10 protein-coding genes are annotated in these 12,812 nt (G+C 45.4%); 5 read left to right on the top strand and 5 right to left on the bottom strand.

All coding sequences use genetic code 11. The features are described 5' to 3' along the window. Positions 1-11: 11 nt before the first annotated feature. The 5 genes from lpdA to ampD all read right to left on the bottom strand — a co-directional run bounded on the left by lpdA (position 12) and on the right by ampD (position 7,688). On the bottom strand, positions 12-1,451 hold the full coding sequence (gene lpdA / locus RH89_RS00050; protein WP_004397668.1) for a dihydrolipoyl dehydrogenase: 1,440 nt from the start codon (positions 1,449-1,451) through the stop codon (positions 12-14). A gap of 245 nt (positions 1,452-1,696) precedes the next feature. After that, positions 1,697-3,301: a pyruvate dehydrogenase complex dihydrolipoyllysine-residue acetyltransferase gene (gene aceF / locus RH89_RS00045; protein WP_004397667.1), complete on the bottom strand. Its 1,605-nt coding sequence runs from the start codon at positions 3,299-3,301 to the stop codon at positions 1,697-1,699. A gap of 31 nt (positions 3,302-3,332) precedes the next feature. Beyond that, on the bottom strand, positions 3,333-5,996 hold the full coding sequence (gene aceE, locus RH89_RS00040; protein ID WP_004397665.1) for a pyruvate dehydrogenase (acetyl-transferring), homodimeric type: 2,664 nt from the start codon (positions 5,994-5,996) through the stop codon (positions 3,333-3,335). A 51-nt stretch (positions 5,997-6,047) separates the two neighbouring features. Beyond that, entirely contained in the window at positions 6,048-6,818 is a 771-nt protein-coding gene (pdhR, locus tag RH89_RS00035) for a pyruvate dehydrogenase complex transcriptional repressor PdhR (RefSeq protein ID WP_004397664.1), read from the bottom strand. 312 nt (positions 6,819-7,130) lie between these two features. Then, positions 7,131-7,688: a 1,6-anhydro-N-acetylmuramyl-L-alanine amidase AmpD gene (gene ampD, locus RH89_RS00030; protein ID WP_004397663.1), complete on the bottom strand. Its 558-nt coding sequence runs from the start codon at positions 7,686-7,688 to the stop codon at positions 7,131-7,133. A 128-nt stretch (positions 7,689-7,816) separates the two neighbouring features. On the opposite strand from ampD, the gene nadC reads away from it, so the two are divergent. The 5 genes from nadC to RH89_RS00005 form a co-directional block, all read left to right on the top strand. Then, a complete protein-coding gene (gene nadC / locus RH89_RS00025; protein ID WP_004397662.1) occupies positions 7,817-8,704 on the top strand; it encodes a carboxylating nicotinate-nucleotide diphosphorylase in 888 nt (295 codons plus the stop codon). A 277-nt stretch (positions 8,705-8,981) separates the two neighbouring features. After that, positions 8,982-9,395, top strand: coding sequence for a pilin (locus RH89_RS00020; protein WP_004397661.1), 414 nt, complete (start codon positions 8,982-8,984; stop codon positions 9,393-9,395). After that, positions 9,395-11,083, top strand: coding sequence for a type IV-A pilus assembly ATPase PilB (pilB, locus tag RH89_RS00015; RefSeq protein WP_004397660.1), 1,689 nt, complete (start codon positions 9,395-9,397; stop codon positions 11,081-11,083). Before RH89_RS00020 ends, pilB begins: the two co-directional genes overlap by 1 nt. A gap of 9 nt (positions 11,084-11,092) precedes the next feature. Then, a complete protein-coding gene (locus RH89_RS00010; RefSeq protein WP_004397659.1) occupies positions 11,093-12,325 on the top strand; it encodes a type II secretion system F family protein in 1,233 nt (410 codons plus the stop codon). Positions 12,326-12,365: 40 nt separating this feature from the next. Next, on the top strand, positions 12,366-12,812 hold a 447-nt coding region (locus tag RH89_RS00005; protein WP_004397658.1), incomplete at its 3' end, for a prepilin peptidase.

Genomic DNA, 12,812 nt, shown 5'->3' with positions numbered 1-12,812 from the left:
ATCATTCAGTATTAAGAAAAATTACTTTTTCTTCTTAACCGCTTTTTGTTTGGAAGGTCAGTTATTGAACCTTCAAACACTTCTGCAGCCAGACCCACAGACTCATGCAGAGTCGGGTGAGCGTGGATAGTCAGAGCGATATCTTCTGCATCACAACCCATTTCGATTGCCAGACCGATTTCACCCAGTAGCTCACCACCGTTAGTACCAACGATAGCACCACCAATTACACGATGAGTGTCTTTGTCGAAGATAAGCTTAGTCATACCATCTGCACAGTCAGACGCGATTGCACGACCAGACGCAGCCCATGGGAAAGTTGCTGTTTCGTAGTTGATGCCTTCTGCTTTCGCTTCTTTCTCAGTCTTACCAACCCACGCCACTTCTGGCTCAGTGTAAGCGATTGAAGGAATAACTTTAGGGTCGAAGTAGTGCTTCTTACCAGCAATAACTTCTGCAGCAACGTGACCTTCATGCACACCTTTGTGAGCCAGCATTGGCTGACCTACAACATCACCAATTGCGAAGATGTGAGGGATGTTAGTACGCATCTGCTTATCAACATTGATGAAGCCACGCTCGTCAATTTCGATACCCGCTTTTTCGCCGTCAATCAGAAGACCATTTGGCACACGACCGATAGCAACAAGAACTGCATCGTAACGCTCAGCTTCTGCTGGTGCTTTCTTGCCTTCCATTGAAACGTAGATACCGTCTTCTTTCGCTTCAACCGCAGTTACTTTGGTTTCAAGCATCAGGTTAAATTTGTCTTTAACGCGCTTGGTGTAAACCTTAACGATGTCTTTGTCTGCCGCAGGAATAACCTGATCAAACATTTCAACAACGTCAACTTTTGAGCCAAGAGACTGGTAAACCGTACCCATTTCAAGACCGATGATACCACCGCCCATGATAAGCAGTTTGCCTGGAACTTCTTTCAGTTCAAGAGCATCCGTTGAATCCCAGATACGTGGGTCTTCATGTGGGATGAATGGCAGTTTAATTGGACGAGAACCAGCGGCAACGATAGCGTTGTCGAAGTTAACTGTAGTTGCTTCGCCTTCACCCTCTACAAGGATAGAATTAGGACCCGTGAATTTACCGTAGCCGTTAACAACAGTCACGTTACGCATCTTAGCCATACCGCCAAGACCGCCAGTCAGTTGGTTAACTACTTTTTCTTTCCAGATACGGATTTTGTTGATGTCCGTTTGTGGTTCACCAAATACCACACCGTGATCAGCCATTGCTTTCGCTTCTTCGATCACTTTTGATACGTGCAGCAGTGCTTTAGATGGGATACAACCCACGTTCAGACACACACCACCAAGGGTAGTGTAACGCTCGATAAGTACTGTTTCCAGACCTAGATCCGCACAACGGAATGCAGCAGAGTAACCAGCAGGACCAGAACCAAGTACAACAACTTGGGCTTTAATTTCTTTGCTCATTTTGACCTCTTGTAGTCATTATCCCTAACAGGCTGAGTGGGTGTTCAATGAATTCTTTTTAGAACGTTCTATTTTCAGACCGAAACAGTTTACAGAGTTGTTAAAGGTGTGAAAAGTAAATCCATTTAGCCTGTGAGCCAGACAACAGTTCGATTGTGAAACGCCTGTAGCGAACAAGGTTTAATCAAACTATTTTGAGTAACTAGAGGGCGGCATATAGCCGCCCTGTTTCAACCTATATTGACTTATAGCACCAAGCGGCGAATGTCGCTCAGGCAATTGTTCAAGTAAGTGATGAAGCGCGCACCTTCTGCACCATCGATCACACGGTGATCGTAGGACAGAGAAAGCGGAAGCTGAAGACGAGGAGTGAAATCTTTACCATTCCACACAGGCTTCATTTCAGACTTAGATACACCAAGGATACCTACTTCTGGAGCGTTTACGATTGGCGTAAATGCAGTACCGCCGATACCGCCCAAGCTAGAGATAGTGAAACAGCCACCTTGCATATCACCTGCCGTTAGCTTGCCAGCACGTGCTTTCTTAGACACAGCCATCAGCTCTTCTGAAAGCTCGTAAATACCTTTCTTGTTCACATCTTTGAAGACAGGAACAACCAGACCATTTGGTGTATCTACTGCGATACCAATGTTCACGTATTTCTTCAGAATGATGCTTTCGCCGTCTTCTGACAGAGAAGAGTTGAACGCAGGGAAAGCTTCAAGCGCTTTAGCAGCAGCCTTCATAATGAACACAAGAGGTGTGATCTTCATACCAGATTCTTTCTTCGCTTCAATCGCGTTCTGCTCTTTACGGAATGCTTCAAGCTCTGTGATGTCTGCGTTGTCCCACTGTGTAACGTGAGGGATCATTACCCAGTTACGGTGTAGGTTCGCACCAGAAATCTTCTTAATCTTAGAAAGCTTCTGTACTTCAGTCTCACCGAACTTGCTGAAATCAACTTTCGGCCATGGTAGTAGACCAAGTGCACTGCCGTCGCCACCTGATGCTCCTGCACCAGATTCAAGGCGCTTAAGCGCTTCTTTAACGTAGCTTTGAACGTCTTCTTTCAGGATACGGCTCTTACGACCCGTGCCTTTAACCTTAGACAGGTTAACGCCAAACTCACGAGCAAGACGACGAACCACTGGAGACGCATGTGCGTATTCGTTGTTTTCCTGGAAGTCGCCCGTTGATGCTGCTGGAGCAGCTTTTGGTGCTTCAGAAGGCGCTGGTGCTGCCGGTGCCGCTGGTGCTGGAGCCGCTTGAGCAGGAGCTGGCGCTGCTGCCGGAGCTGAGCCCGCGACTTCGAAGACCATGATTAGAGAGCCAGTAGACACTTTGTCGCCAGCTGTAATCTTAATCTCTTTTACCGTGCCTACAAATGGTGCAGGAACTTCCATAGAAGCCTTATCGCCTTCTACAGTGATCAGAGATTGCTCTTCTTCAACTGTGTCGCCAACAGCAACCATGATTTCAGTCACTTCGACTTCGTCACCACCGATGTCTGGCACGTGAACTTCTTTCAGTTCTGCCGCTGCCGCAGGAGCTGGTGCTGGAGCCACTTCAGCAGCTGGTGCTTCCGCTGCCGGAGCAGGCGCAGCTTCAGCTGCACCTTCTGCTTCGAAGACCATGATTAGAGAGCCAGTTGAAACAGAGTCACCTTCAGCAACTTTGATTTCTTTTACGATACCCGCTTGAGAAGCAGGAACTTCCATAGAAGCTTTATCACCTTCTACAGTGATCAGAGATTGTTCTTCTTCAACCTTGTCGCCAACGCTTACAAGAATTTCAGTAACTTCAACCTCATCGGCACCGATGTCAGGTACATTAATTTCGATAGCCATTGCTTATCTACCTTCTAAATTAAGCGTTGTCTTATGCGTATAGCGGGTTTGTTTTTTCAGTGTCGATGTCGAATTTCTTAATCGCTTCAACAACCACTGATTTCTCAACATCACCGCGCTTAGCAAGTTCAGTTAGTGCTGCTACCACTACATAGCCAGCATTCACTTCGAAGTGACGACGTAGGTTCTCACGGCTGTCTGAGCGACCAAAGCCATCAGTACCCAGAACCTTGTAAGACTCAGAAGGCATAAATGAACGAACTTGCTCTGCGTAGTTTTTCATGTAGTCCGTTGCTGCAATCGCAGGTTCAGTACCCATCACTTCTGTAATGTAAGGAACTTGCGCTGCTGCTTCTGGGTGAAGCATGTTGTAGCGCTCTGCTGCCTGACCATCACGAGTCAGTTCATTGAACGACGTAACAGAGAACACGTCAGATGCGACGCCATATTCTTCGCTTAGGATAGTCGCTGCTTTACGCACTTCGTTCATGATAGTACCAGAGCCCATTAGCTGAACTTTAGACTTGTCACCTGCGTAAGACTCAAGCTTGTAGATACCCTTACGAATGCCTTCTTCAGCGCCTTCTGGCATTGCTGGCATTGCGTAGTTTTCGTTCATAACCGTTAGGTAGTAGAACACGTTCTCTTGGTTCTCACCGTACATGCGACGGATACCGTCTTGCATGATTACCGCAACTTCGTAAGCGAATGTTGGGTCGTAAGAGATACAGTTAGGAACCGTACCTGCCATAATGTGTGAGTGACCGTCTTCGTGCTGCAGACCTTCACCGTTAAGTGTTGTACGACCTGCCGTTGCACCCAATAGGAAACCACGAGCTTGCTGGTCACCAGCCATCCATGCCATATCACCTACACGTTGGAAACCAAACATTGAGTAGTAGATGTAGAAAGGAATCATTGGTAGATCGTTGGTGCTGTACGAAGTCGCCGCAGCAACCCAAGAAGCCATTGAGCCTAACTCGTTGATACCTTCTTGAAGAACCTGACCAGAGGTCGCTTCTTTGTAGTAAGAAACGATGCCTTTATCTTCTGGCGTGTATTCCTGACCGTGTGGGTTGTAGATACCGATTTGACGGAATAGACCTTCCATACCGAACGTACGTGCTTCATCACAGATGATAGGAACGATGTTCTTACCAATGTTCTTGTTCTTAAGCAGAATGTTAAGGGTACGAACGTAAGCCATTGTTGTAGAGATGTCGCGCTTTTGCTCATCCAGCAAAGGCTTGAACTCTTCTAGCTCTGGTACTTTAAATTCTTGAGTAAATTTAGGCAGACGCTGTGGCGTGTAACCTTTCAGTTCTTTACGACGAGCATGCAGGTATTCGTATTCCGCTGAGCCTTCTTCAAGTTTCAGGTAAGGAAGTTCTTTAACCGCATCGTCAGTTAGGATGTCTTGAAGACCCAGACGGTCACGTAGGTGCAGTACGTGAGTCATGTCCATCTTCTTAACCTGGTGCGCGATGTTCTTACCTTCAGCCGCTTCACCCATGCCGTAACCTTTAACAGTCTTCGCAAGGATTACCGTAGGACGACCTTTGGTGTCCGCTGCGTTTTTGTATGCCGCGTACAGTTTAGAAGACTCATGACCACCACGCTTAAGCGCGAAGATTTCATCGTCAGTCATGTCAGCAACAAGTGCTGCTGTTTCTGGGTACTTACCAAAGAAGTGCTCACGTACGTATGCGCCATCTTTAGATTTAAATGTTTGGTAGTCGCCATCCACAGTTTCGTTCATTAGCTGTAGAAGCTTGCCTGTTGTATCTTTAGCAAGTAGTGCATCCCAGTTGCTACCCCAGATAACTTTAACAACGTTCCAGCCAGCGCCTTTAAACAGACCTTCTAGCTCTTGAATGATGCTACCGTTACCCATAACAGGGCCATCTAGACGCTGTAGGTTACAGTTAACTAGGAAACATAGGTTGTCCAGCTTCTCACGCGCAGCGAAAGAAAGAGAACCACGTGATTCTGGCTCATCCATCTCACCGTCGCCTAGGAATGCGTATACACGTTGTGCAGACGTATCTTTCAGACCACGACCATCAAGGTACTTAAGGAAACGAGCTTGGTAGATCGCTGAGATTGGACCAAGACCCATAGATACGGTTGGGAACTGCCAGAATTCAGGCATCAGTTTAGGGTGCGGGTATGACGGGATACCTTTGCCGTCTACTTCTTGACGGAAGTTGTCTAGCTGCTCTTCAGTCAGACGACCTTCAACAAATGCGCGCGAGTAGATACCTGGAGAAATGTGACCTTGGTAGTATACGAGATCGCCACCGTCTGTTTCATTTGGAGCACGGAAGAAGTGGTTGAAACATACTTCGTAAAATGCTGCAGAAGACTGGAAAGACGCCATGTGACCACCTAGGTCCAGGTCTTTCTTTGAGGCACGCAGAACAATCATGATTGCGTTCCAGCGGATGATAGAGCGAATACGGCGCTCTAGCGTTGTATCACCTGGGTAAGCAGGTTCTTGATCGGCTGGAATAGTGTTGATGTAGTTTGTTGTTATACCTGTTGGCATATCAACGCCATCTAGGCGCGCTTTGTCTAGAACTTGCTCTAGTAGGAACTGGGCACGCTCTACACCTTCTTCACGAACTACTGACTCAAGTGCTTGAAGCCATTCTTGAGTTTCAAGTGCGTCTACGTCATGCTTCATATCAGACATGGCGATCTATCCTTCTGTTGGTTGGATCTACTTTAAACTTGTAACAGCCGGTTATGACGGCTCATTACCTCGTTGAATTCGACGCAAAGAGCGTTCTCTTCGTGACTCCTCACGAGTCAAATCCAACAATGTTTCTTCGATATAAGCTAAGTGTGAATGAGACATTTCACGCGCCTTCTCAGGGTGACCTGAAACAATCGCATCCACAATATTAGCTCTGTGTTTACTGACTCTATCCACCACTTCATCGCGGCGGTGCAATAGCTTTAAATTCTGTAAGACATTCTGCTCAAGCAAAGGAGACAAGCTACGCACAATGTGGAGCAATACCACGTTATGCGCCGCTTCGGTTAAGGCAATCAGAAACGCCATTACCGCAGAGGCTTCTGCTTCTACGTCTTTCTTCTCTTGCGCCTGGCGAATTTGCTCTAAGCAAAGCTGAATTCGCTCGAAGTCTTCATCGGTACCACGTAATGCCGCAAAGTATGCAGAAAGCCCTTCCATCGCATGGCGCGCTTCCAACAAGTCCAGCTGGGTTTCAGAATGGGTGGACAATAAATTCAGTAAAGGATCGGAGAAGCTCTTCCAAAGAGATTCACTCACGAAGGTTCCACCACCTTGACGACGGGTTAACAAACGCTTTGCTTCCAGCCTCTGAATTGCTTCTCGGACAGAAGGACGTGAAACATCAAATTGTTTCGCTAACTCCCTTTCCGGTGGCAATTGCTCGCCCGGAGAAAGTGTTCCTTCCAGTATCAACCGCTCCAACTCCTGCTCAATGACATCGGAGAGTTTCGGCTGACGAATCCTTTGATAAGCCATATTTATTGTTCTTCTACTCTTGCAGTCAATTGGTAATACCAATTTCAAATTGGGCGAAAAAATAACATAATTAAAACGATACTGTCCAGATAAAACTTGACTCACATCATTGAACGCGGCACAAATTAACCTGAATGCAACAAGAGCTTATTAAAACAGCAATAAAATTGGTCTTACCAATTAATATGTCGTTCTGTGTGACATAAATTAGAGTTATGACAATTTGTTTTTAATCGTAGGTTGAGCTTAGTCACAACTTATAGATTTGACATCTGGGAAAGCGACGGTTTCAGTTAACACACTGAAATAGTGCTACTTCGATCCAGAATTGAGAAGTTTGCGAAAATGCCGCCAGTCAAATGTGAGCCCAGGGTCAGATTTGCGAAGTGGCGCAATAAACTGATGACCAGTAATTCGATGGTCAGTCACTTGCGGGTATTTTTTTTGTATCAATTTGGTTAGCTGGATAAGCGACTGGTACTGAGTATCGGTATAGCTATCAAATTCACAGCCTTCCAGCTCGATTCCTATGGAGTAGTCATTGCAACGCTCCCTTCCAGCAAAACTCGACACGCCCGCATGCCAGGCTCTCTTATTAAAGGGGACAAACTGGACAATATTGCCATCTCGACGAATCAAGCAATGGGCGGAAACATTCAAATCCTTTATTACTTTAAAAAAGGGATGGAGGGTGCTGTCTAACTTCCCTTCAAAAAACGCTTCTATATAAGTGCCCGTATAGTCTCTGGGAGGCAGGCTAATGTGATGAAGTACAAGTAACGATATGTCTTCTTCGTTTGAACGTGAATCACAAAAAGGCGAAGGTACCCGTTTTACGTCTGTTAACCAATGTGTTTCATCTATCTGCATTACTTTTACGCCCCATGCCCTTCTTGTTTTGTCAGCAAAGTATAAAGGAGTAAGAGAAATAGCTGAATTCTCACTTCTCAAAGAGTATCATTCACATCAATTAAACTTCACTTAACTCCCAAACTGCGATGAAACACACACACAATAGCGAAGAACGTCTCGAGTATTTGAAGCAGCAACTGCCACTAGAGATCACACGTTCGGTTGAAGACACAATTAAAGAAGACTTAGGTGGCACACTTGATCCTGCCGCTGACATTACCGCTGCTTTGATTCCTGAGGACGCACAAAACACGGCAACAATCATCACCCGAGAACATGGTGTATTCTGTGGTCAGGCATGGGCTGATGAAGTGTTCAAGCAGTTGGGTGGTGAAGTAAAAATCGACTGGCACGTTAACGATGGCGACAAAGTGGAACCTAACCAGACACTTTGTACCTTGACTGGTCCTGCGCGCATTCTGTTGACGGGTGAGCGAAATGCGATGAACTTTATTCAAACCCTGTCAGGTTGTGCGACCATTGTTGCTCAATACGCAGAAAAGCTTGAGGGGACAGGCTGTCGCCTCCTCGATACACGAAAAACCATTCCGGGTCTGCGCAGCGCTTTGAAATACGCCGTGACGTGTGGAGGAGGCTTCAATCATCGCATTGGTGTATATGATGCTTACCTAATCAAAGAAAACCACATTCTGGCGTGTGGCGGTATTCAAAAAGCCATTGAAACTGCTAAAAACCTAAACCCCGGAAAACCCGTTGAAGTTGAAACGGAAAATCTTGATGAATTACGCCAGGCCATCGACGCTGGCGCAGACATCATTATGCTGGACAATTTCTCCACTGACATGATGCGTGAAGCGGTCAAAATCAACAATGGCAAAGCCGCATTAGAAAACTCAGGGAACGTAACATTGGATACTATCCGAGAATACGCTGAAACGGGCGTTGATTACATTTCCGTTGGCGCACTGACAAAACACCTCAAAGCGATGGACTTATCCATGCGTTTTCAATAAGTTACACAGTAGACCATTATCACAAATCTGTCATCTTTTATAAAAATAAACTAACGAATGAAAAGAGAGCCTAGCTCTCTTTTTTGTTACCTATCGCAACCTTGCGAGACACATCACTTACCCTGTTTGAAGTAACTCGCACAAGATTCGTAACCTCATGAAACAGCTGAAAAATTCTTAAAGCCTCCTCCAGCAATTCTTTAATTAGTGTTTCATTACCCTTGGCACGCTCATATTCTCGCCTTGTTTTTATACGACCTTTTAAATGGAGTTATTTATGAAAAATAAAAAACAACAGGGCTTTACGCTGATAGAGCTAATGATTGTTGTGGCGATTATTGGTGTGCTATCGGCTATTGCTGTACCTGCATATCAAGATTACGTAACAAGATCTGAGCTTTCTTCTGGTCTAGCTACAGTTAAGTCAATACTTACACCCGCAGAGTTGTTCTATCAAGAAAATGGTACTGGCACAGCAGCGACTCTTGCCCAGTTGGGAACTATAGCTGCTGCAAATGATTTAGGAGCGATTGCATCAGCTATTCCTGCTGGCGGTAACCCTACAATTACTTTCACATTTGGTGCAGACAGTTCAATTGACACAGGGATTTTAACCTTTACTCGCGACCCAGCAAGTGGCTGGTCATGTGCTCCAACAGCTCCAGCAACAGCGATAGACGGCTGTAATTAATGCACACCAACTTAGCTAGCATTCTTCGCCAAGCCGATATTATTAGCGAAGAGCATGAGCGAGCTATAGTTGAATATATAGAAAGTTCCGGGGGCAGTGTTCCCGGAGCTATTCTTGCCCTCGATATTCTTCCCTCTTTTGAGCTGACTCAGCATATTGCTGAAATTTTTGGTTTGTCGGTAATAGAAACCAACCAATACAATTACCCTCAGCTCTGTGAGCAGTTAGGACTTCGCGACCTCATCACTCGTTACAACGCTTTACCCGTTGAATCCACCAACAACACGCTTTTTGTTGCTTTATCAGACCCTACCGTCGTTGAAGCGGAAGAGGAATTTCGCTTTGCAACCAACCAACAAGTGGAAATATTACTCTGCGACGAAAGAGAACTTACAAGCTGTATTCGTCGCATGTATGGCAAGAATCGAGTTGAAAGTGAGACTGGTGGTAAGGAGATCACTCAGGATGAACTCGCAAATCTGGTTCAAATCAGTGACGATGAATTTGAGTCCGTAGAAGACTTGAGTCAGGATGACGCACCCGTAAGCCGTTTTATTCATCAGGTTCTTCTGGACGCCGTCCGTAAAGGGGCGTCGGACATTCACTTTGAGCCTTACGAAGACACCTACCGTATCCGCATGCGATGCGATGGAATACTGATTCAGGCCAATAGCCCTGCCCCACAGCTCGGAAGGCGTTTGGCTGCCCGGCTTAAAATTCTTTCTAAACTTGATATTGCAGAACGCCGACTGCCACAAGATGGGCGAATCAAGCTAAGGCTAAGCGAAAAAGCCGCCATCGATCTGCGTGTATCCACACTGCCTACTTTATGGGGAGAGAAGGTGGTACTTCGGTTATTGGACAGCAGCAGTGCCAACCTAAACATTGATATGCTTGGTTACAGTAACGAGCAAAAAGCACTTTATTTAGAAGCTTTACGCCGCCCCCAGGGAATGATTCTGATGACGGGACCTACCGGTAGCGGTAAGACCGTATCCTTGTACACCGGCTTAAGTATCCTCAATACCGTTGAAAGAAACATCTCCACTGCCGAAGACCCTGTCGAAATTAACCTTGCCGGAATCAATCAGGTTCAGGTTAGCCCTAAGATTGGGTTTACCTTTGCCGCAGCACTTAAGTCCTTTCTTCGACAAGATCCCGATATTGTCATGCTTGGAGAAATTCGAGATTTCGAAACCGCTGAAATTGCTATCAAGGCAGCGCAAACGGGTCACTTAGTGCTTTCTACATTACATACCAATTCTGCGGCTGAAACCGTTATTCGACTTGGTAATATGGGAGTTGAGCCATACAACTTAGCCTCATCTCTGAGCCTCATTATTGCCCAAAGGCTCGCAAGGCGGCTGTGCCCTCATTGCAAACAACCCCATCAATTACCCTCTACTGTATTGGAAAAACATTTAATTCCGGAAGACACCACTATTTATCAAGCTTCTGCTGAAGGCTGCGCAGACTGCAATGCGGGTTATAGCGGGCGTATAGGGATCTATGAAGTCATGCCGTTTGATGCCGATATGCAGCAAGCCATTTCTTACAAAGCGAGTATTGTGGAGATAGAAAGCCTTGCCGTTAAAAATGGCATGAAAACATTAAGCCAGTCTGGAATTGAGATCCTCAAACAAGGAATAACCAGCTATCAAGAACTCCAACGCGTTCTGTATCTGTAAGGAGACATTTTGGAACAGTCATCCTCCCCAAAACTCAAATTGCACAACTTTAAATGGAAGGGTATCAATAGCTCTGGCAAGAAAGTGTCCGGGCAGTTTTTGGCTTTTACCGAAATAGAAGTAAGAGACAAACTTCGCACCCAACAAATTCAGATAAAAAAAGTCAGAAAATCAGGTATTTCGCTCCTTGATAAGCTCAGCCACAAAGTGAACAAAAGAGACATAATGGTTTTCACCAGACAAATGGCGACAATGATGGGAACAGGTGTGCCTATTGTTCAGTCGTTGAAGATGGTGTCAGATAATCACAACAAAGCGGAAATGAAATCCATTTTGTCTCAAGTCACCAAAGCAGTAGAAGCTGGCACACCAATTTCTAAGGCATTAAGTACATCAAGCAGTCATTTCGATGGTTTCTATACTGACCTTATAGAGACGGGAGAGCAGACGGGTAACCTTTCGGAAGTTTTTGACCGTATTGCCACTTATCAGGAAAAAAGTGAACAGCTAAGATCCAAAGTCATCAAAGCCATGATTTACCCTGTAATGGTTATTTTGACAGCCATTGGGGTTTCATTCTTAATGCTTCAATTTGTTATTCCTGAATTTGAAAAAATGTTTTCAGGGTTTGGCGCAGAATTGCCTTGGTTTACACAACAAGTCCTTAAGCTCTCTCACATTGTCCAAAACGATGCCTGGAAAATGGCATTGGCGCTGATCGTTTTTACCGTTGGTTTTAAACTATTAAGAAAACGTTCTTTTAAGTTCCGGTTGAGGAGCTCTCGCTGGGGACTAAAATTTCCAATTGTGGGGGGCGTATTTAGTAAGGCAGCCATCGCTAAATTTAGCCGGACACTGGCCACCAGCTTTAACGCAGGCATTCCTATATTGAATGGTTTGAAAACCAGTGCCAAAACAGCGAGTAACCTGCATTATCAAGTCGCCATTGAACAGGTTTATAAAGACACCGCAGCCGGTATGCCCATATACATTGCCATGCGAAATACCGAAGCTTTCCCGGAAATGGTATTGCAAATGGTGATGATTGGAGAAGAATCCGGTTCGCTCGATGACATGCTCAATAAAGTCGCCAACGTCTATGAGTTTGAGGTTGATAACACAGTCGATAACCTTGGGAAGTTGCTTGAGCCTTTGATTATCATTTTCCTTGGGTTCGTCATTGGTGGTCTTGTCGTTTCTATGTACCTACCAGTATTTAACTTAATGAGTGTATTAGGCTAATATTCTGCTTCGCCTTAGGTTTACCCGTTAGAGATCATTTATGGAAGTTTTTCACTACTACCCATGGTTATTCCCTGTGATGGCCGCAATCTTTGGATTGGTCATTGGCAGTTTCTTAAATGTAGTGATCTATCGGTTGCCTAAAATGATGGAAAACGAATGGAGACAGGAGTGCGCAGAATCGTTTCCTGAGTACAAGATTGAGCCTCCAAAGGAAAAGCTGACACTTAGCGTTCCGCGTTCAAGTTGCCAAAGTTGTAAAACGCCAATTCGTGTTCGAGATAACATCCCTGTATTGAGTTGGCTGCTTTTAAAAGGGAAATGCCATGCATGCGACGATAGCATCAAGGTTCGATACCCTTTAATAGAGTTACTCACGGCAGGGCTAAGCTTCGCGGTAGCCTGGCAATTTGGATTTAGTTACTTTTCTGTTGCTCTGCTTTTTTTCACCTTCGTACTAATTGCTGCCACGTTTATTGACCTTGAT

Source organism: Vibrio nigripulchritudo ATCC 27043, from assembly GCF_000222685.1.
In the GTDB taxonomy this organism is placed as follows: Bacteria; Pseudomonadota; Gammaproteobacteria; order Enterobacterales; family Vibrionaceae; genus Vibrio; species Vibrio nigripulchritudo.
This window is presented reverse-complemented; position numbering and strand designations above follow the sequence as displayed.

What these genes read in the sequence shown, in the direction of transcription:
- lpdA (WP_004397668.1), bottom strand. Translation starts at nt 1,451, where the DNA reads ATGAGCAAAGAAATTAAAGCCCAAGTTGTTGTACTTGGTTCTGGTCCT.
- aceF (WP_004397667.1), bottom strand. Translation starts at nt 3,301, where the DNA reads ATGGCTATCGAAATTAATGTACCTGACATCGGTGCCGATGAGGTTGAA.
- aceE (WP_004397665.1), bottom strand. Translation starts at nt 5,996, where the DNA reads ATGTCTGATATGAAGCATGACGTAGACGCACTTGAAACTCAAGAATGG.
- pdhR (WP_004397664.1), bottom strand. Translation starts at nt 6,818, where the DNA reads ATGGCTTATCAAAGGATTCGTCAGCCGAAACTCTCCGATGTCATTGAG.
- ampD (WP_004397663.1), bottom strand. Translation starts at nt 7,688, where the DNA reads ATGCAGATAGATGAAACACATTGGTTAACAGACGTAAAACGGGTACCT.
- nadC (WP_004397662.1), top strand. Translation starts at nt 7,817, where the DNA reads ATGAAACACACACACAATAGCGAAGAACGTCTCGAGTATTTGAAGCAG.
- RH89_RS00020 (WP_004397661.1), top strand. Translation starts at nt 8,982, where the DNA reads ATGAAAAATAAAAAACAACAGGGCTTTACGCTGATAGAGCTAATGATT.
- pilB (WP_004397660.1), top strand. Translation starts at nt 9,395, where the DNA reads ATGCACACCAACTTAGCTAGCATTCTTCGCCAAGCCGATATTATTAGC.